Below are 20,219 nucleotides of genomic sequence, written 5' to 3'. Positions count from 1 at the left end.
CGTGAAACGGATGGTCATCCGTCGTGAAACGGATGGTCATCCGTCGTGAAACGGATGGTCATCCGTCGTGAAACGGACAACTTATGGACAAGCTCTTTCGTGCTGATTTTGAAGGTGCGATTCGATAATTCTTTCTTATTAACCGGATAAAAGTATGCGACCTGTTTTTTTTCACTACATTTGTGTTGCGGGAAAAGTTGCGGGCAACCGTGAAAACACGAACTTTATGAATGATTTGGAACAACAAATAGACTTTCTTCTTTTCTGCCAAAAGCAGGATTGGAAACTGGCAAGGGAGAATTATGCTTCTTTGGCCAATGTGCAGACGCGCTATTTCCAGGAGGATTACAGGACAACGGTTCTTCAGTTTAATCCGGAACGGATTCGTTCTTCCGCCGCTAAGATCGACAAGGCATCCTTGCAGGCGCGTCCCTGTTTTTTCTGCCATCGGCCGGAAGAACAAAAAGGAGTGACATATAATGACGCGTTTGAAATACTGGTTAATCCATACCCTATTTTCAAAGACCATCTGACCGTGCCTCTGCGTTGGCATGAAAGGCAACAGATAAAACCTTATTACGGGGATCTGCTGGACATCGTTTCGGATTTATCCGGCTATGTCTTGTTCTATAATGGCCCTAAATGCGGTGCTTCGGCTCCGGACCACATGCATTTCCAGGCTGGAAGGAAAGAGGAATTTCCGGTTGTGAGAAATTGGCTAAACTTCCGGAAACGGGCCGTTTGGGAAAGGGGACGGACGAGTCTCTATGCTTCTGTCGGCCTCCTTCCGGTCTGTTTTATCCTGGTGTCGGGAGATAGAAGTGAGGCGGTGGCCGCTTTCGGGTTATTATACGACAGGATGCCGATGGGGCCGGAGGATTACGAGCCGATGATGAATGTGGCGGTCTGGAAGGAGGAGGAGGTTTGGATAACCTGTATCTTCCCCCGGCGGGAATTGCGTTCTTCCTGCTATTATGCCGAGGGAGATGCCAATATCCTCATCAGTCCGGCGACGGTCGAGATGGCCGGCCTGTTTGTCGTCCCTTTGGAAAAGGACTTTAAGAAAGTGACATTTGCAGACCTCGAAAAGGTCTGGGAAGAGGTAAGTATTACGGAGGATGAGAAGAACGAGCTCATCCGTAAAATAAGAGAAGAAGCATGATGCCACATAAGCCTATGTCTGATAAGCCATCTGTACGGTCTCCCTGGTTCTGGGTCCCTTCCCTGTATTTTGCGCAGGGAATACCTTATGTCGCGGTGATGATCGTGTCTGTCCTGATGTATAAGCGCCTGGGAGTTTCAAATACCGATATCGCCCTTTATACGAGCTGGCTGAACCTGCCCTGGGTGATCAAGCCTTTTTGGAGCCCTTTCGTGGATTTGCTGAAGACCAAACGCTGGTGGGTGGTCACCATGCAGCTATTGATCGGGGCAGGGCTTGCCGGGGTTGCGTTTACGATCCCGACGACATTCTTTTTCCAGGCTTCATTGGCGGTTTTCTGGTTGCTGGCTTTCAGTTCCGCCACGCATGATATTGCGGCGGACGGTTTTTATATGCTGGCCCTCGATTCGCACGAACAGGCTTTTTTTGTCGGTATCCGGAGTACCTTTTACCGGATTGCGATTATTGCCGGGCAGGGTGTGCTGGTCATGTTTGCCGGACTCCTGGAAAACAGTACGGGGAATATTCCGCTTGCCTGGTCGGTTACGTTCTTTATTTTAGGCGGGCTGTTTTTGGCTTTGTTCCTGTATCACCGGTATATACTTCCTTTGCCGAAAGGAGATAAGCCTTCAGCGACGGTGACTCCTTCCACGATCCTAAAAGAGTTTTTCGCGACTTTCGCCTCTTTTTTCAAGAAGAAACAAGCCTTTGTCGCGATCCTGTTCATGTTGCTGTACCGTTTCCCGGAAGCTCAGTTGGCAAAGCTGGTAACGCCTTTCCTGGTCGATTCCCGCGAAGTGGGAGGATTGGGACTTTCGACGACTGAAATCGGACTGGTGTACGGGACGATCGGTACGATCGGTTTGACGTTGGGCGGAATATTGGGAGGCATCGCCGCTTCGACGGGAGGATTGAAGAGATGGATCTGGCCGATGGCGTTGGCGATTTCCCTGCCTGACGCAGTCTTTATCTATCTGAGCAGTGCGTTGCCTGATAATTTGTGGATCGTCAACATTTGCGTGTTCATCGAACAGTTCGGCTACGGCTTCGGCTTTACGGCCTATATGTTGTATCTGATCTATTATTCCGACGGAGAACATAGGACGGCGCATTATGCGGTCTGTACGGCTTTTATGGCTTTAGGCCTGATGCTCCCCGGAATGGCAGCCGGCTGGTTGCAGGAACAGATGGGCTACGAGAACTTCTTCTGGTGGGTGATGGGATGTTGCCTGGTAACATTGCTTGTCACGGCTTGCTTGAAGATCGATCCCGAATTTGGGAAGAAGAAACAAGGAGATAACTAATTATATTTGCTTTGTGTATGGTGGCAAAAACGATATTGATAGCGGATGGCGGCTCTACGAAAACCGATTGGAGCGTCGTGTCCGGCAATCGCGAAACGGAACGGATCAGGACGCGCGGGATTAATCCTTTTTTCCAGACGGAAGAAGAGATTTCGGCCGAAATAAGGGACAACCTGATTCCTCAAATAAGGCCGTATGATGCTATCGAGGCCGTTTACTTTTATGGCGCCGGATGTGCCTTCCCGGAAAAGAACGAGATTTTACGCCGCTCCGTCATGCACTATCTGCCGGTTTCGGTGGAGGTCGGCAGCGACTTGTTGGCAGCAGCCCGCGCCCTCTGCGGCCATCATCCCGGCATTGCCTGTATTTTGGGGACCGGTTCCAACTCCTGCCTGTATGACGGAAAGGAGATTGTCCGGAACATATCGCCGTTAGGCTTTATCTTGGGAGATGAGGGAAGTGGCGCCGTACTTGGGAAATTGCTGGTCGGAGATGTGTTGAAGAACCAGTTGCCGGCCGCTTTGCAAAAGGCTTTCTTTGCGGAGTCCGGTTTGACGCCGGCTGTCATCATGGAAAAGGTGTATAAGCAACCTTTCCCGAATCGTTTCCTGGCAAGTTTGTCTCCTTTTTTGCTCCGGCATATGGAAGAGCCGACTGTATATAATCTGGTAGGCGATAGTTTCCGGGCGTTCTTTGCCCGCAACGTCATGCAGTATGGTTGCCGTGATCATCCTGTCCATCTGGTAGGCTCCATTGCCTGGTATTATCAGGATATATTGAAAGAGGTGGCTCGTGAGTTCGGGCTTCGGTTAGGAACGATCGTTCAAAGTCCGGTTCAAGGGCTGATCCGGTATCATGGGGAAAGTGAAAACTAAATAATCAAGAATGATAGAGTATGAAGAAGATGGCTGGTTTTTTGTGTATGATGGCGATGGCAGTGGCGGCGTGCTCGTCACCCGAAAATGAGTTGTATTTGTTTGTCGGTTCGTATGCGGATGCCACGGATCCGGGCATAAGTCTGTATCGGTTCGATCCGGAGAAAGGGACGGCTGAGCCGGTGAAGAGCCTGTCGGGCATTCAGGATCCGTCTTATCTGGCGGTGAGCCGGGACGGCAAGTTTGTTTATTCGGTAAGTGAGACGGCTGTGCCGGATGCAAAAGTATGCGCCTATTCGTTTGACAAACATACCGGGACGCTTTCTTTGCTGAACGAGCAGAAGACGGAAGGGAGCGCTCCCTGCTATATCTGGGTGGACAGCAAACGCCGGATGGCTGTCACGGCCAATTATAACGGCGGTAGCATCAGCGTTTTCCCGATCTCGACCGATGGCACTCTGCAACCGGCTGAAGTCTATGCGTATGAAGGCGGAACGCCGGGCTCCGAACGCCAGGCAGTCCCGCATCTGCATTGCGTGTACGCCTCGCCGGATGAGTGCTTTCTGTATGCCAACGACCTGGGAACGGACCGGATCTATAAATACGATATCGTCGCTTCCGATAAGGGTTTGAGCCTACGGGAAGGAACGCCTGCCTCTTTTAGTTTGCCGGCGGGAGAAGGTCCGCGCCATACGGTTTTCCATCCGAACGGGAAATGGGCGTATCTGGTCAGCGAGCTTTCGGGTCGCGTCGCTTTCATGCATTACGACAAAGGCAACCTTGCCCCGGTCCGGTTTGTGGAAGCCGACACGTTGCATGTCTCCGGCAGCGCCGATATACACATCACACCGGACGGCCGTTTCCTGTATGCCTCCAACCGTCTGAAAGGCGACGGCATCGCGATTTTCTCCATCGATCCGGCAGACGGGCAACTGGCAAAGGTCGGCTATCAGCCGACCGGCATTCATCCGCGTAATTTCGTCATCACTCCCAATGGCAAGTTCCTGCTTTGCGCCTGCCGGGACAGTAATGTCGTGCAGGTGTACGCTATAGACAAGCAAAGCGGCTTATTGAGAGATACGGGAAAAGATATCCGGGTAAGCAAGCCTGTTTGCTTGAAGTTGGCTGATATGTGAATCTGATATTTTTTAGTAGCTTTGCCTTTCCTAATGTGATAAGCTATGTCGTTCATCAAGATAACAGAACAGGATTCTCTCTATGACGACCTGGAACGGATGTCCGTCCGGGAGTTGCTCGAAGAGATCAATGCGGAAGACCGGAAAGTGGCGTTGGCTGTCCGAAGGGCCATCCCCCGGATAGAAGAATTGGTTTTGCAGATTGTTCCCCGCATGAAGCAGGGCGGACGGATCTTTTATCTGGGAGCCGGGACCAGCGGACGGTTGGGGGTTTTGGACGCTTCAGAAGTCCCTCCGACGTTCGGGATGCCTCCTACATTGATTATCGGCTTGATAGCCGGTGGCGATACCGCCCTCCGGAATCCGGTGGAGAATGCCGAAGACGATGAGGAACGCGGCTGGCAGGAATTGTTGGAGCATCAGGTCGATACGAAGGATACTGTGATCGGTATTGCCGCTTCCGGAACGACTCCCTATGTGATCGGTGCCCTTCGCAAAGCGCGTGAACAAGGCATCCTGACCGCCTCCATTTCCAGCAATCCCGATTCGCCGATGGCGGCGGTGGCCGATGTCGCCATCGAAATGATTGTCGGGCCGGAGTTTGTCACCGGCAGTTCCCGCATGAAATCCGGGACGGGACAGAAAATGATCCTGAACATGATCTCCACCTCCGTTATGATCCGGCTTGGACGGGTCAAGGGGAATCGGATGGTCGATATGCAGCTCACCAATCAGAAACTTATAGACCGTGGAACCCGCATGGTTGCTGAGGAATTGGGCCTTCCCTATCACCAGTCCCGCCATCTGCTGTTGATGTACGGCTCCGTCCGGGAAGCCGTCGAGGCTTACCGTAACGGCTAACAAGTCCGGGACCGGTTTCACTTTTTTCTGTAGGAAGATGAGGAATATATGGAAAATGTCTGTATATTTGTCCCATGCATTGTTCCTGCTTCGCGATCTGCGGAAAAGGATTAAAAGGGAATCGGGTGCAAATCCCGGACAGTCCCGCTGCTGTAAGCTTCAAAACGGATTGGGCAATTCTTTGTATGCCACTGACGCGAGTCGGGAAGGCGCTCATACCGGAAGTAAGTCAGAAGACCTGCAACGCATATTTTTTCGACGGCTTCGAGGAAAGGCCGGAAGAGAACAGTGAAGCCGCAGGCTTTTGCCTTTCTTAATCCCCCGTCTCCCGTAGCCTATCGTATTTGTTTTTAATTATTTTGCCATAATAATTAGGAAAAGAGGCATGAATCTGCGTGCGGGATGAGCTCCGCCCCCCGGTTCATGCTTTCTAATATTATGGGATCAATCTGTTTTTGTGGGCGCAAGTTCCTACTCCGTCCGTAGGAAAATAACTGTTAGAAGTCGGTCGAAATTCAACTTAGGCAACACTTAGGCGGTGATATTTGTTTATTATTGGAAAAGTGCGTTTATTTGTAATTCATATTAACTAATAAAAGAAAACAGGTATGAAAAAGATTGTAGGGGTTATGTTGCTGGTGGTGATGGCATTGATAGCCATGCCTGCGAAATCCCAGATTAAGTTCGGTATAAAAGGCGGTTTGAATGTTTCGTCTGTCCATTTCAACAAGGAGGTGATCGGCAAGGATAATGTGACCGGATTCAATATCGGCCCGATGGTGGAGGTGATGGCTCCGATAATGGGAGTCGGTTTTGATGCGGCTATCCTCTATTCGCAAAAAGGGATAGGCGTGAAGAGCGAGAAAGACATTAAGAACGACTATATCGATGTCCCGGTCAACCTGAAATGGAAATTCGGTTTGCCTATTATCAAAGGATATCTGGCTGCCGGTCCGTATGTCGGTTTTCGTGTGGGCGGCGATAAATTCTGGGATATTCCGGGATCGGTCGGAGACCAGTTGAAGGCCAAAAGCTTTAATGCCGGCTTGAACTTGGGCGCCGGTGTGGAACTGATCAAGCATTTGCAGGTCGGCTTCAATTACACCCTCGGCTTGACGGATGATTATAATGCATCCAAGTTGGATTTGAACGGCAAGAACCGGGGTTGGTCAGTTACGGCTGCCATCCTGTTCTAAATATATTTATTTTGATTTTAAGCATAGGATAGATAGGAATACTCTCATTCAATAGAGGTGTTCCTATCTTTTTTATGCTTTTTATGTTTACCTCTCTAATGTGAAAGATATACCTATAACCCTATTCTGTTAATATTTTTTTCTTTGTACAAAATTGTTTTACGGTTTTGTTTCGTAATGCAGTAAAAAGACCTGAGTTCTGTAAAGACTCAGGTCTTTTTAGATGTCAATAACTTTAATCCTGAATTATTCTCGCCTTATTATTTTATTAATTTTCTAAAACTTACGATTTAAATCATCATTCTTGCTTTCCAAATAACCTGAGTCTTTACAGAACTGTGTCAAAAATAATCTTCTGATAAGATATATTTTAGAAAAATATCAAATAGCAGGCTCGTTTAATTATGATTTTCAAGAAACAAGAAGGATGATTAGATAACAAAAACAAAATAATTTAGGGTATGAAGGCAAAATATTTATTTTATGCAACATTGGTTGCGCTCATCTCTTGCTCTCAAGAAGATTTCATTGAAAATGGAATAAATGACGATAAGAAAACTGAAGGGACAACGCTTGTCCTGAAAGTTCAAGATTCGTCGATCGCAGGAACCAAAGCGGTGGTTCCCGGTAAGCCTGGTGATCAGCTTACGGATATTGGCACTATTGAATATTTGACCGCTTTGGTTTTTTCAGAGGATGGCAAGTTGGAAGGAACATCGACATATCAAGGTGTTCACAATGTTTGGGTCGCAGGGCTGACACCCGGACCTAAAAAGGTAATAGCCTTGGCGAATGTGGGAGAAATGGTGAAAATCGGAAATGATCCGACCGAACCATTTTATGAAAACAAATCATTCACAATCGGAATGACATATGAAGAGGTTCTGGCAAAGACGAAGGATTTCTTAGGAAAAAAGGGTTTGGGAAATGAAACGGAATTAGTGGTTAAAGAAGGGGCCTTATCCTCTTACCGATATGATGTTTCGATGTGCAGCCAGGTGTATGATGTCGTCTTGCAACGAGGAGTTGATAATTATTTAGGAGAAGAATCCAGAGAAGAGGTTGATGAGTGGGGAGGAAAGTGGTTGAATGCCACCAATTCCGATCCTGATGCAGGGACGGCAGATAAAAAGGGAAATCCGGTTTGGTTATATCGGAATGTAGCGAGAGTTCACTTGAAAGAGATAAATGTGAAGGAAGCGGAAGGAGATGTGATGTTTAAAAAACCGGAACTCCATGTAACGGGAATATTTATTTTAAATGCAAAAAATGAATCTGCAATTATCGGTGAGTCTGCAAAGGCTTGGGGAACAACTTATATTGATGATGAGAAAGATGCTAAATATATAAACGGCCCCAGTAACTATGATGGTTTGTATAAATGGTATTTTGATAATGCAAAAAATGCGGCTTGTTTTAAACCCTATCTGAAAGAGCCGGTGGCTAAAGAAAATTATGTTGCTTCTTCTTATCTTTATGCAGGATATGAAGATGAGGCAAGCGAAGGTGAGAAAGGCAATGGCCCGTTCCTTACATTTCCCGCCGACAACGGGCCTTATACTAATCCTAAAGGTTGGTTAGCCGGAGAAGATTTCTTGATTTATGAGAATTTGAATGTTGAGAAACCGACCTTATTGGTCGTAATGGGAAACTTTTATTATACAGATCCAAGCGGGAATCAGCAGGTGTGGGAAAATCGGTTTTATCCGGTTCGCATCGGCATTGACGGTTTGGATGAAAATGCGTGGGATGCGATAAAATCAAAGTATCCGGTCGCTTCCCGTACGGAGGATGAATTAAAAGGTGTATTACGCAATATAAACTATGAGATAACAATGACCATAACCGGACCGGGTTCCCGTTATCCACATGGTATGGATGAGCAAAGCTGGTTGTCTGTTTTTGCAAAGATTGTTCCGTTTGAAAAACTTTCACAAGATGTGAAATTCTAAAAAACTCCAATGACATGGTAAAGAGAAATCTATATTACTTTATAGGAATACTATCGGGATTCATTCTGATGGCTTGTTCCGATCAAATAGGAAATGATACGGTTGCCGTAGACGAGGTGCAGGATAATGATACCTATTTGTTTGTTCAGGTGGGTGGCTCGGATCCGGATGTGGAAACCAAGGCGATGGCTTTTCAGGATCTAAGGCATACCGAAACAATATGGTCCGTCTGCGCACTTGTTTTTAATGAGGATGATGTTTTGGAAACGGTTGGTGCGCGTTTTGGGTTGGAAGATAAATCTCTGAGCATAGGTTCTTCTGTTAGAGGTTTTTTAAGAGCCTTTAAGGTCAATCCCGGTAAAAAGAAAATAATGTTGGTCGCCAATATTGGCACGACAACGATTAATAGTAAAAATACGGAATATGAACATTCTTATTTTAAGGAGGGACAAACGCTTGAAGAGGTTCTTGAATTAACGAAAGAATATGAGGATGCAGAAGCCGGGAGTGAAATCATAGGCCGTGTCACACGCCTTTGGTTGGGGCTGGGAGAAAAAGATCCATTACGAAAGGATAGCCGTTTGTCTTTAAGCAGCGGGATTTATGACGTGGAGATATTGCCGGGAGTGGTGAACTGTTTGGGGATGGATAATAATAAAATGAATGCCACTACAATAAACGATTGGACAAATCAGCCTGTAAAGCAAGAAAAGCATAATCTGGACCCATCGTCTTCAGTTGATCTTTATTTCAATACAGCCTTGGTGCGATTGGCTAAAATAACTTTGAATGTAACGGATAAGAAAAAATATCCTAACGCTCGTTTGGACGTGACAAAAATATTTGTCTTAAATGCGGCTAATGAGTCGGCAATAGTAGGTGAGGGCGGAAAAGCGTGGGGCGCTACCGGAACCGGTAATAATACTCTTGGCGGCCTTGAGGATTCTGGAGTATATTCCGATCAACTCGTTTCCAATTATAAGGGAGCGCAAGTTTTGTCTGCAACTTATATTGAGAAGTTTCAGCCGAGAAATGTGGGAGAAACGGATCCGGAAGCATTGATGTTTGAAGATGAGTGCCTGTATTTTTTGGATAATTCCTGTAAGGATAAATCTTTGGGATATCCTGGTTTTGGAGATGGAAAGAATCCGCATGGCATAGGTGGAACTGTAAAGATAACTGGTGGTAAAGGTAAAACAGGGCGTTGCAATTATGGCATAGAAGAATTCTATTTGTATGAAAATACGGATATCGCTCATCCGACCTTGTTAGTCGTACAGGGGGATTTCACTTATGATGATCCGGAAGAAAGCGGAGAAAGAAAATCCGAACCATGTTATTACACCGTTAAGATCGGAGAAAAGGTCGATCATTCAATATTGAAGACTTTACCTGTTGGGAACCGTAGTGATGGACAATTGCAAGGAGTATTGCGGAATGTCTTGTATGCGATATCAATGACAATCACGCAACCGGGTGCATCTTCTCCGTTGGAGACGCTTACGAAAAGTGAGGGAAATAGCAATACCTCATGTCGGACGGAAACGGAAATTTCAACCATGTGATTTAATGCCTAAAATAAAAAGGATATGAAGAAAAATATAATGCAATATATGAGTGGTTTGGCATTCGCGCTTCTTGCAATGGCAAGCTGTAGCATACATGAGGATCTGGACGCATGTTATACTTTGCGGTTGAAGGTGGAGAACGTGAAGGGGGACGATATTACGGCCTTGTCAGCTGTCACCGATGCATCTCTTTACATATTCGATGAAAATTTGAACTTTTTGGAAACGCGAAGTTTGGAAAAAGACTTTATTGCGAACCGTGAAGTTATTATGCTGGACTATCCCGAAGATACGAAATTGCATATTGTCGCTTGGGGAAATCTGGGCGGAGGTAAAGAAAACATTTCAAAAGCGACGAAGGCGGAAGAACTGAAGGTCATGCTGAAAACGCAGGAAGAGGTTGCCCAGTCTCCTGATAGTCTGTTCTTTGGAAGTAAAGAGGTGGTGACTCGTGGAACGGGTGTCGCCGGAGGTAATCAGGAAATCGTGATTGTCCCGAAGATAGGGACCGTGACAATGGAAACCCAGGGATTGCCGTATGCCTTGGGAGCGCGTGGGTTGAAAGCGACGGGCGATTGTGATTTTTATATGAATCGGACGTTGAGCGCTTTCGATTATACGGGCAGGCAGACCGGAGACAGTGTCTATTACAATCCGGAAGGCATGTGGGATCGTTCGACCGCCTCGGAATGGGTGACGACGGAGGCGCAGACTTTGTGTGAGGGACAAAATATGTCGGGTACAATTTATGTCGGTGGCAAATTAATCCAAGAAGTGACGGAAGGACAATATATGGACGGGACGTCCGGTCCGATCGAGATCTATGCGGAACGTAACACACACGTCATCTTCCAATGGGGAGAAGATGGCGCCTTTTTGGGAGCGAAGATAATCGTGACTCCGTGGGGATATGTGGAAGATAATTCGGAGTTGAAACCTGTAAATTAGTAATTGTCATGAAAATAAATAGCTTATATATATTTTTTCTCGCCTTATCCTTGCTGGCGGGTTGCACAAAGAGCGAAGAGGCTGAACTGTTTCATATTAAGAATGCCCGTTTGTCCATTGCTGTTAAAATAGCGGGTAAGACCGGTTCGTCGACCAAAGCAGTCGATGGTGATATTCATGCTTTACAGGGGGAAACCGATATCAATAACCTGTCCGTGCTGATATTTGATTATGCCGGCAATCGGACGGGATATAAATGGGAAAGTCTGGAGTCGGCCCGTGGGACGGCAACGATCAATAACGTAGAGACGCAAACGGGACAGGCGCGTATCGTCATTGTTTCGAATGTCCCTGAAAATGCGTTCTCATCTGTCCGTACTTATGGCGAGTTTCAGAATCAGTATGCAAGGTTGGCGACTCAGGCCCGGACGAACTTGACGATGAGCAGTCCTCTGATTTCAACGAATGATGCTTTGTCGGAAGGAGATAACTATATCGGCTTTTCAACAATGGAGAATGTAGACGGGATGAACGAGCCGGTCTATATTACCCGTATTGCCGCCCGAGTCGATTTGAGCAGCGTGGAAGCTCATTTTGCCGGGACCGCATTAGCCGGACGGCAAGTGAGAGTCGATGCTATTTCTTTGATTGAGGTAAAAGAGGCTTCCCGTTATTTTAGTGAAGCTCATTGGGGCGAAGTGGAAATGCCGGGGAACTTTATGGAAACGATCGGTTTTAACAATGTAAACGCTTATGTCTCCGAAAATTCTCCTTATCGGCCTACGGAAAGTGCTTATGTCATGGAAAATGCCGCGTCCGAGAAAGCGACCTGCCTGTTGATCCGGGCTACTTTGCTTGAGAATGATGAATATCGGGAAGAAACGCATGATTATATCGTCCGGATAAATGAAAATGGGATAAAGAATGGATATGACCATAATTTTATCAAACGGAATAATGTGTATGCCTTGAACGTCACTTTTACGGAAGAGAGCTTTACAAATATTCCCAAAGCAGAGCCTGATCCGGACCCGGTGCCCGATCCTGTGCCTGACCCTGATCCCGATCCCGACCCCGATCCTGTTCCCCCGACACCGGACGAACCGACCAAGATCTCTGTTAATGTCTGGATATATGAATGGGGAGAGGTGGTTCAGAATCCTGTTTTCGATTGAACATCGAACAAGGAGCGGAATTTGCGATTTTTTTGTGTATGACTTTTCTTTTCATTATTTTTGGAGCTTTAATGAATATATGAAGTACGCAAACGTCATACTCCCGCTTCCGTTAGAGAACAGCTATACCTATAGCATACCGCCCGATATGGAACAGGCGGTAACGCCCGGTTGCCGGGTGATCGTCCATTTCGGAAAGAAGCGTTATTATACGGCCATCGTCATGGATGTGCACGAGCATGGGGCTGACGGCCAGTACGAGACGAAGGAGATTTATGCCCTGCTGGATGCCACGCCTGTGCTCCGTCGGCCGCAACTTCGTTTCTGGAAATGGATCGCATCCTATTATCTGTGTAAATTAGGAGATGTTTACAAGGCGGCTTTGCCTTCCGGATTGAAACTGGAGAGTGAAACGGCTGTCACCTATAATGAAGAGTTTGAAGCCGACGGCCCTTTGCGGCCGAATGAACAGGCCGTGCTGGATGCCTTTACCGGCGTCTTGAAACTCACTGTTTCGGAGCTGGAGAAGAAAACCGGTCTGCGGAATGTCGTGCCGGTTGTCGCCTCCCTGATGGCTAAAGGGGCGGTCGAGGTGAGCGAGGAGCTGAAACGGGGCTTTGTGCCGAAGAAGCAGACCTTTATCCGCCTTGCCGAGGCGTATGAGGATGAAGGAAAACTACAGGCCGTGTTTGCAGACTTCAGGCGGGCGAAGAAGCAGGAGCACTTGCTGATCTGTTTCCTGGAGTTCAGTCATGCGCTTAATCCGGCACTGGTACGCGAATTGTCGAAGAAGGAATTGTTGGAGTGCAGCGGTTGTTCGCCGGCTATACTGGACAGCCTGCTGAAGCGGGGCGTGCTGGAAAGTTATGAGAAAGAGGTGGGAAGGTTGCAGGTCCCCGTTTGCCGTTTGCAGCCCCTTCACCCTTTGAGTGCGGCGCAGGAGAAGGCTTACGGGGAGATACACGAAGTCTTCCGGGAGAAAGAAGTCTGCCTGCTGCACGGTGTTACTTCCAGCGGAAAGACGGAAGTTTACATGCGGCTGATCGACGAGGTGCTGAAGACGGGACGCCAGGTATTGTATCTGCTGCCTGAGATCGCCATCACCACCCAGATCACGGAACGGCTGGCCAAGTTGTTTGGTGATAAGCTGCTGGTCTATCATTCCAAATTTTCCGATAACGAGCGGGTGGAAGTCTGGAACCGTTTGTTGCATACGGGCGAGCCGATGCTGGTAGTAGGCGTCCGTTCCTCCTTATTTCTGCCTTTCAAGGATTTAGGCTTGATTATCGTAGACGAGGAGCATGAGAACACCTATAAGCAGCAGGAGCCGGCCCCGCGCTATCATGCCCGTAATGCCGCCTTGGTGCTGGCCGGTATGCATGGGGCGAAAACCTTGTTGGGCTCTGCTACTCCTTCGATCGATTCCTATTTTAATGCCACTACCGGCAAATACGGTCTGGTGGAACTGTCTACCCGTTACGGCGACCGGCTGATGCCGGAAATTCTGCCGGTCGATATCAAGGAACTGAGGCGCAAGAAGATCATGAAAGACACGCTCTTTTCGCCGGTCCTGGTAGACAAGTTGAGCGATGCGTTGGAGAAGGGAGGGCAGGCGATCCTGTTCCAGAACCGCCGGGGCTTCGCTCCGGTGATCGAGTGCAAGGGGTGCGGTTGGGTTCCTCATTGTGTCAATTGCGATGTCAGCCTGACGTATCATAAGTTCCGTAACGAGTTGGTATGCCACTATTGCGGATACAAGATCCAGTTGCCTCGCCAATGCCCGGAGTGCCAGAGTCCGGAACTTCGCACGATGGGGTTCGGGACCGAGAAGGTGGAGGAGGAGATAGCCGCCCTGTTCCCATCAGCCAAGGTCGAGCGTCTGGATTTCGATACCGCCCGCACCCGTACGGCCTATGAGCGGATCATCGCCGACTTTGAGAAAGGTAAAACACAGATATTGATCGGGACCCAGATGCTGTCGAAAGGCCTGGATTTCGGCAACGTCAGCGTGGTCGGTATCCTGAATGCCGACAGCCTGATGAACTTCCCGGATTTCCGTGCCCATGAACGCGCCTTCCAGTTGATGGTACAGGTGAGTGGCCGCGCCGGAAGGCGGGATAAGCGGGGAACGGTTGTCCTGCAAACGTCTCAGCCCGACCATCCGTTGATCCGGATGGTGGAACGTTTCGCCTATAAGGAGATGGTACGTCTTCAATTGGGTGAGCGGAGCCTGTTCCGTTATCCGCCTTACTACCGTTTGATCGTGATTGTCTTGCGTAGCCGGAATGATTCCGTTTTGCAGGAACTATCGGCTTTATACGCCGAAAACCTACGTCGCCGCCTGGGCGAACGCGTGCTTGGACCGGTCACTCCGCCGATCACGCGTGTGCAGACCCTTCACATCCGGAAGATTGTGCTAAAGATAGAGATCGCCGCCGCGATCGCTCCGGTACGCGAGATACTGGAATCGGTACACACCGAAATGCAACGCTACTTGCCGTTTAAGCAGTTGATCGTGCACTATGATGTGGATCCGGCTTAGAAATTAAGAATTAAGAATTAAGAATTAAGGAAGATGGGAGAGGGGAAAGGAGAATATAAGATATTGTTTGTGTGTCTGGGGAATATTTGTCGTTCGCCCTCGGCCGAGGCTGTGATGAAGAAGTTGGTTCAGGATGCGGGGCTGGCCGGCCGGATCAAGGTCGATTCTGCCGGCATCATCGGGTATCACGCAGGAGAAAAGGCCGATCCGCGTATGCGTTCGCATGCTGCCCGTAGGGGATATAAGTTGGATTCGGTTTCCCGCCCGGTATGTACGGACGATTTTTTCGACTTCGACCTGATCATCGGCATGGACAACCGCAACATAGACGATCTCAAACGGAAAGCCCCGGCTTTGGAATCCGTGGGAAAGATACATCAGATGACGGAATATTCCCGTAACAAGCTCTATGACTACGTCCCCGATCCGTACTATAGCGGGGCGGAAGGTTTCGAACTGGTCCTCGATCTGCTGGAGGATGCCTGCGCGGGGTTGCTGGAGGAACTTGTGGGACCTACTTCTTCAGATCCGGATAACTGATCCGCGTGTGGTACATGATCTTCAGTTTTTCCACAAAGACATTCTTGATCGTTTCCACATCCTTGAACGTCAGCGGGGCGCCTCGCATCAGCCCGTCGGCGATCTGTCCGTCTATGATCTTGTCGACCAGGGCGCGTATGTTTTCTTCCGTGTGCTCTTTCAGGCTACGGGAGGCCGCTTCGACCGAGTCGGCCATCATCAGGACGGCTGTCTCTTTCGAGAAGGGGTTCGGGCCGGGATAGGTGAAAGCCTCTTCGTCTATCTCGCGGTCGGGATACTGGTTCTTGAAGGAGTTATAGAAATATTTGGCTTTTCCGCGGCCGTGATGGGTGCGGATAAAGTCGATGATGGCTTTCGGCAACATCGCTTTTTCAGCGATCTTGACACCGTCGCTCACATGGTTGATGATGATTTTCGCACTTTGGTCGAACGATAGCTGGCCGTGCGGATTGATACTGCTCTGGTTCTCGGTGAAGAACGCCGGGTTCGCCATCTTGCCGATGTCATGATACATGGCGCCTGTACGTACGAGCTGCGCGTTCGCTCCGATGGCGGCAGCCGCTTCCGACGCTAAGATCGACATCTGCAAGGAATGCTGGAAGGTGCCCGGTGACGTCTCGGACAGCTTTTTCAGGATCGGCGTGTTGATGTTCGAAAGCTCGACCAGCGTGATGCTGGAGACATAGCCGAATGTCTTTTCCAACATATATACTAATATGTAGGTAAACATCAGCAGGATGAAGTTGATGCCGAAGTAGAGCATCATCATCCAGTTGATCTTCTTCAAGTCCGCTTCCTGATAGATGGAAAGGCTGATGTAGCAGAGCGCGTAGGACATGAAGATGAAGAAGGCGCAACGGATCAGCTGGGAACGTTCGTACAAATCCCGCAAGCTGAATGTCACGACCATGCCGGCAATTACCTGGAGCAGCAGGAACTCGTGCGGGAATGGCACCATCAGCGAACAGATCAGCACGATGATCAGGTGCGTGAACAGAGCCGTACGCGAGTCGAAGAACGTGCGTACGACAATCGGCACGATGGCGAACGGAAGGATATAGATATTGAACAACCCGTACGTCACGCAAAGCTCCGTCAGGATGCAGCTCACGAACACGCACAGTACGAGGAAAAGCGCGTTCCTCCTGTTATGCAGGATCTTCAACCGGAACGACCACAGGTACAGCCAGAAGCAGAAGAGGATCCCGAATACCAGCACGAACTGGCCTCCCATGATGATGCCTTGGCGCTGGGCGCCTCCGGACTTGGTCTCGTGTACGATCTTAAGCGAACGGAGCACGTTGTACGTGTGGTTGTCGATGATCTCGCCACGGTCGACGATACGTTCTCCCGCCTGTATCATGCCGTTGGCCAGCGGGACGCTGTTCAGGATGTCTTCCCTGACTTTTTCCGACATCGCCTTGTCGTAGGTGACGTTTTCCACCAGGTAGTTGTTGATATCGCAAGATTGCAGGATCGACCTGTCCAGGCGGGAGGGGCAATTGTTGATGATAAACTCATACGCCGTCTTGACCGTGAAGAACTCGCTGCTGTAGTGAGGCTGCGCGACGCTGCCCGCGAGCAGGTTGATGCGGGGATATTTCTCCTTCTTGAGCTCGTCCATGTCCTGGGTCGAAATGATGCCGTCCCGGTATAGCTTTTGCAGGCTGTTTTCGATATATTGCATATAGGCCGGGGTCGCCCGGTTCTTCAGCGTGCCCCGATAGTCGGCGCGTAGTTTGTCTATCTCTTCGGATTCGATCGTGGCATCCAGCCGGTAATAGGGCTCGAACTTCCCCAAGGCGCTATCGCGTTCGGCCTCTACTTCCGCATCCGTCTTGTAGATCGGGAAGTCGCTCGGAGCGGTGAGCAACCCGTACCGCCAGGGTTTCCCTTCGTAGAACTGGTAACGGAACTTCCCTTCCCGTGGAAAGAAGTAAGCGATCAACAAGGCCGCTACGATAAAATAGACACTCGGATGTATGCTATAGTTCTTTGCTTTCATAATGTTCTGTTTATTGAAAGGCGAAATGTACATAAAAAAGTTTACTAAGAGAAAAAAAAGGGCTACTTTTGCCGCATTATTATAGAATGAAAGAATTATGACTCAAAGGAAAGTTAGAGTCCGGTTTGCACCGAGCCCCACAGGAGCCTTGCATATCGGAGGTGTTCGTACGGCTTTATACAATTATCTGTTTGCCAAACAGAAGGGTGGAGATCTGATTCTCCGTATCGAAGATACCGACTCGCAACGTTTCGTCCCCGGAGCGGAAGCCTATATCATAGAAGCGCTTACCTGGTTGGGCATCAAGTTCGACGAAGGTGTCGGCTTCGGAGGCGAGTATGGCCCTTACCGCCAGAGCGAACGCAGGGATATTTACAAGAAGTATGTCGATCGGCTGCTGGAGGCCGGCCACGCGTATATCGCATTCGACACGCCTGAAGAGCTGGAAGCCAAACGGAAGGAAATCCCCAATTTCCAGTATGATGCATCCACTCGTATGCAGATGCGCAACTCGCTGACTCTTTCCGAGGAGGAGGTGAAGTCCTTGATCGATGCCGGCCGCCAGTATGTGGTCCGCGTCAAGATCGAGCCGGATGAGAACATCCATGTGAACGACCTGATCCGTGGCGAAGTGATTATCAACTCTTCCATCCTGGATGACAAAGTCTTATATAAATCGGCCGACCAGCTGCCCACTTACCACCTGGCCAATATCGTGGACGACCACTTGATGGAAGTGACGCATGTGATCCGTGGTGAAGAATGGTTGCCGAGCGCCCCGCTCCACGTGCTGTTGTACCGTTATTTCGGATGGGAAGACACGATGCCCCGCTTCGCACACCTGGCTTTGCTCCTGAAACCGGAAGGCAACGGCAAGCTGAGCAAACGTGACGGCGACCGCCTGGGCTTCCCCGTGTTCCCGTTGGAATGGCATGACCCGAAGAGCGGCGAAGTCTCTTCAGGCTATCGCGAGAGCGGTTACCTGCCCGAAGCGGTTGTCAACTTCCTGGCCCTGTTAGGATGGAATCCGGGCAATGACCAGGAAGTGATGAGCATGGACGAACTCATCCGCTGCTTCGACCTGAGCCGTTGTAGCAAGAGCGGGGCCAAGTTCGATTATGAAAAGGGAAAATGGTTCAACCATCACTATATCCAGGCTATGGACAATAAGGAAGCGGCCGCCCTCTTTATGCCGATCCTCGAAAGCCACGGCGTGAAAGCCGACCCGGCCTACGTGGAGAAGGTCGTAGCCATGATGAAAGACCGTGCCACCTTCATCAAGGATCTGTGGGATCTCTGTTCCTTCTTCTTCATCGCTCCGACGGAATATGACGAAAAGACGCGTAAAAAACGTTGGAAGGAAGACAGTGCCGTACAACTTGCCGAACTGGTCGAAGTGCTCCGCACGCGTGAGCCGTTCGATATCGAAGGTACGGAAGAGGAGGTAAAAGCCTGGATCGAAAGCAAGGGCTACCATTTGGGGAATATAATGAATGCGACCCGCCTGGCCCTGGTCGGCGAAGGCAAAGGCCCGCATATCTTCGACATAACGGAAGCCCTGGGGAAGGAAGAGTCGATCCGCCGTATCCAGCGTGCGATAGAGCAGTTGAAAGGGGGCGGTTTTTAATCTTATGTACAGCTTACTCATACATTTCTATGCCTTTATCGTCGCTCTGATTTCCCCTTTCCACCGGAAGGCACGCCTGATGCGTTTCGGCCAGTGGAAGACGAATCGCCTTTTGCGTGAGGAGATAGACCGGAACGCCCGGTACATCTGGTTCCATGCCTCTTCGTTGGGAGAGTTCGAGCAGGGACGTCCTATGATCGAAAAGATCAAGGCGCAATATCCGGGATATAAGATCTTGCTTACTTTCTTTTCTCCCTCGGGCTATGAAGTACGGAAAGACTATAACGGGGCGGATGTGATCTGCTATCTGCCTTTCGATACGCCTTACCGGGTAAAGAAGTTCCTGGATCTGGCGAATCCGGCCATGGCTGTTTTCATCAAGTATGAGTTTTGGGGGAACTATTTGCGCGAGTTGAAGAAGCGGGGAATCCCGGTTTATATCATATCGGCGATCTTCCGTCCCGACCAGTTGTTCTTCCAATGGTTCGGAGCTCCTTACCGGAAGATGCTGCACTGCTTCACGCATTTGTTCGTGCAGGACGACCGTTCGAAGGAACTGCTCGGACAATATGGCATCCGCAACGTGACGGTCTGCGGCGATACCCGTTTCGACCGGGTGCTCGACGTGCGCGATCGGGCGCGTGAGTTGCCTGAAGTCGAACAATTCGTCGGGGGGAAAAGTCTCATCTTGATCGCCGGGAGTACCTGGCCGCAAGACGAGGAGATACTGATCCCTTATTTCAACGAGCATCCGGAGATGAAGCTGATCATCGCCCCGCACGAGATTCACCGGGAGCATCTGATGTATATCGAGTCGTTGTTGAAACGCCCGTCCGTCCGCCTGACCGATGTGATGCTGGACGAGGACCTGCTCGAAGGGAAAGACTGCCTGATCGTGGATTGTTTCGGGTTGTTGTCTTCCATCTATCGGTATGGGACGATCGCCTATATCGGAGGCGGTTTCGGAGCCGGCATCCATAATACGCTGGAAGCCGCGGTCTACGGCATTCCGGTGTTGTTCGGTCCACGGTACCGGAAGTTCAGGGAAGCCCGTGACCTGATCAAGGTGGGCGGGGGATTCTCGGTCGCATCGAAGGATGAGTTCAACGATAAAATGGATGAACTGCTGACCTATCGCGAAGTTCTGGATGCCGCCGGCGGGAATGCCGGACTGTTTGTGAGCGGTAATGCAGGGGTGACGGATCGGATATTAAGGGAGTTGCCGCTATAACGCTGAACCAAATGTTCCATTTAAGGACCAGGTTCGCGGATGAAACATTTAAGAACCAGGTTCGCGGATGAAACATTTAAGAACCAGGTTCGCGGAT

Annotated in this window: 15 protein-coding genes and 1 riboswitch; of the genes, 14 read left to right on the top strand and 1 reads right to left on the bottom strand. The window is 49.5% G+C overall.

What is annotated here, in order from left to right:
* Positions 1-226: 226 nt before the first annotated feature.
* From RDN79_RS17345 to RDN79_RS17290, 12 genes are all read left to right on the top strand, one after another.
* The gene (locus RDN79_RS17345) at positions 227-1,162 is read left to right on the top strand and encodes a DUF4922 domain-containing protein (protein ID WP_298547601.1); all 936 of its coding nucleotides are present in this window, start codon (positions 227-229) and stop codon (positions 1,160-1,162) included.
* On the top strand, positions 1,159-2,466 hold the full coding sequence (locus RDN79_RS17340) for an MFS transporter (RefSeq protein ID WP_298547604.1): 1,308 nt from the start codon (positions 1,159-1,161) through the stop codon (positions 2,464-2,466). Before RDN79_RS17345 ends, RDN79_RS17340 begins: the two co-directional genes overlap by 4 nt.
* A 17-nt stretch (positions 2,467-2,483) precedes the next feature.
* A complete protein-coding gene (locus tag RDN79_RS17335; RefSeq protein ID WP_298547606.1) occupies positions 2,484-3,341 on the top strand; it encodes an ATPase in 858 nt (285 codons plus the stop codon).
* 29 nt (positions 3,342-3,370) lie between these two features.
* Complete coding sequence (locus RDN79_RS17330) at positions 3,371-4,477, top strand: lactonase family protein (RefSeq protein WP_374044528.1); 1,107 nt, start codon at positions 3,371-3,373, stop codon at positions 4,475-4,477.
* A gap of 45 nt (positions 4,478-4,522) precedes the next feature.
* Entirely contained in the window at positions 4,523-5,338 is an 816-nt protein-coding gene (gene murQ / locus RDN79_RS17325) for an N-acetylmuramic acid 6-phosphate etherase (RefSeq protein WP_298547612.1), read from the top strand.
* Between the two features lie 62 nt (positions 5,339-5,400).
* Positions 5,401-5,599: riboswitch (cobalamin riboswitch) on the top strand.
* Between the two features lie 347 nt (positions 5,600-5,946).
* Positions 5,947-6,534, top strand: a complete 588-nt coding sequence (locus RDN79_RS17320) for a porin family protein (protein WP_298547614.1) — start codon at positions 5,947-5,949, stop codon at positions 6,532-6,534.
* Between the two features lie 461 nt (positions 6,535-6,995).
* Positions 6,996-8,486 (top strand): fimbrial protein, encoded by a 1,491-nt coding sequence (locus tag RDN79_RS17315; protein WP_298547616.1) that lies wholly within the window; start codon positions 6,996-6,998, stop codon positions 8,484-8,486.
* A gap of 14 nt (positions 8,487-8,500) precedes the next feature.
* Positions 8,501-10,051: a hypothetical protein gene (locus tag RDN79_RS17310; protein ID WP_298547618.1), complete on the top strand. Its 1,551-nt coding sequence runs from the start codon at positions 8,501-8,503 to the stop codon at positions 10,049-10,051.
* A gap of 24 nt (positions 10,052-10,075) precedes the next feature.
* On the top strand, positions 10,076-11,002 hold the full coding sequence (locus RDN79_RS17305; RefSeq protein ID WP_298547621.1) for a FimB/Mfa2 family fimbrial subunit: 927 nt from the start codon (positions 10,076-10,078) through the stop codon (positions 11,000-11,002).
* A gap of 8 nt (positions 11,003-11,010) precedes the next feature.
* Positions 11,011-12,177 carry a fimbrial protein gene (locus tag RDN79_RS17300; protein WP_298547623.1) on the top strand — a complete coding sequence of 389 codons (1,167 nt, stop codon included), beginning with the start codon at positions 11,011-11,013 and terminating at the stop codon, positions 12,175-12,177.
* Positions 12,178-12,256: 79 nt separating this feature from the next.
* Positions 12,257-14,719 (top strand): primosomal protein N', encoded by a 2,463-nt coding sequence (gene priA, locus RDN79_RS17295; protein WP_298547625.1) that lies wholly within the window; start codon positions 12,257-12,259, stop codon positions 14,717-14,719.
* 33 nt (positions 14,720-14,752) lie between these two features.
* Positions 14,753-15,259 carry a low molecular weight protein-tyrosine-phosphatase gene (locus RDN79_RS17290; RefSeq protein WP_298547628.1) on the top strand — a complete coding sequence of 169 codons (507 nt, stop codon included), beginning with the start codon at positions 14,753-14,755 and terminating at the stop codon, positions 15,257-15,259.
* Here the strand turns inward: RDN79_RS17290 and RDN79_RS17285 are convergent.
* A complete protein-coding gene (locus RDN79_RS17285) occupies positions 15,234-17,264 on the bottom strand; it encodes an HD family phosphohydrolase (protein WP_298547631.1) in 2,031 nt (676 codons plus the stop codon). The genes RDN79_RS17290 and RDN79_RS17285 overlap by 26 nt on opposite strands.
* Positions 17,265-17,361: 97 nt before the next feature.
* Between RDN79_RS17285 and gltX the strand changes: the two genes are divergently transcribed.
* A complete protein-coding gene (gene gltX / locus RDN79_RS17280) occupies positions 17,362-18,891 on the top strand; it encodes a glutamate--tRNA ligase (RefSeq protein WP_298547633.1) in 1,530 nt (509 codons plus the stop codon).
* A gap of 4 nt (positions 18,892-18,895) precedes the next feature.
* The gene (locus RDN79_RS17275; RefSeq protein ID WP_298547635.1) at positions 18,896-20,122 is read left to right on the top strand and encodes a 3-deoxy-D-manno-octulosonic acid transferase; all 1,227 of its coding nucleotides are present in this window, start codon (positions 18,896-18,898) and stop codon (positions 20,120-20,122) included.
* Positions 20,123-20,219 lie beyond the last annotated feature (97 nt).

It is taken from the genome of uncultured Parabacteroides sp., assembly GCF_902493135.1.
In the GTDB taxonomy this organism is placed as follows: Bacteria; Bacteroidota; Bacteroidia; order Bacteroidales; family Tannerellaceae; genus Parabacteroides.
The sequence above is the reverse complement of the archived record's forward strand: the minus strand, read 5'-3'. Positions and strand labels throughout refer to the sequence as shown.

Coding starts and splice junctions, on each gene's coding strand:
- RDN79_RS17345 (WP_298547601.1), top strand. CDS start 227: ATGAATGATTTGGAACAACAAATAGACTTTCTTCTTTTCTGCCAAAAG.
- RDN79_RS17340 (WP_298547604.1), top strand. CDS start 1,159: ATGATGCCACATAAGCCTATGTCTGATAAGCCATCTGTACGGTCTCCC.
- RDN79_RS17335 (WP_298547606.1), top strand. CDS start 2,484: ATGGTGGCAAAAACGATATTGATAGCGGATGGCGGCTCTACGAAAACC.
- RDN79_RS17330 (WP_374044528.1), top strand. CDS start 3,371: ATGGCTGGTTTTTTGTGTATGATGGCGATGGCAGTGGCGGCGTGCTCG.
- murQ (WP_298547612.1), top strand. CDS start 4,523: ATGTCGTTCATCAAGATAACAGAACAGGATTCTCTCTATGACGACCTG.
- RDN79_RS17320 (WP_298547614.1), top strand. CDS start 5,947: ATGAAAAAGATTGTAGGGGTTATGTTGCTGGTGGTGATGGCATTGATA.
- RDN79_RS17315 (WP_298547616.1), top strand. CDS start 6,996: ATGAAGGCAAAATATTTATTTTATGCAACATTGGTTGCGCTCATCTCT.
- RDN79_RS17310 (WP_298547618.1), top strand. CDS start 8,501: ATGGTAAAGAGAAATCTATATTACTTTATAGGAATACTATCGGGATTC.
- RDN79_RS17305 (WP_298547621.1), top strand. CDS start 10,076: ATGAAGAAAAATATAATGCAATATATGAGTGGTTTGGCATTCGCGCTT.
- RDN79_RS17300 (WP_298547623.1), top strand. CDS start 11,011: ATGAAAATAAATAGCTTATATATATTTTTTCTCGCCTTATCCTTGCTG.
- priA (WP_298547625.1), top strand. CDS start 12,257: ATGAAGTACGCAAACGTCATACTCCCGCTTCCGTTAGAGAACAGCTAT.
- RDN79_RS17290 (WP_298547628.1), top strand. CDS start 14,753: ATGGGAGAGGGGAAAGGAGAATATAAGATATTGTTTGTGTGTCTGGGG.
- RDN79_RS17285 (WP_298547631.1), bottom strand. CDS start 17,264: ATGAAAGCAAAGAACTATAGCATACATCCGAGTGTCTATTTTATCGTA.
- gltX (WP_298547633.1), top strand. CDS start 17,362: ATGACTCAAAGGAAAGTTAGAGTCCGGTTTGCACCGAGCCCCACAGGA.
- RDN79_RS17275 (WP_298547635.1), top strand. CDS start 18,896: ATGTACAGCTTACTCATACATTTCTATGCCTTTATCGTCGCTCTGATT.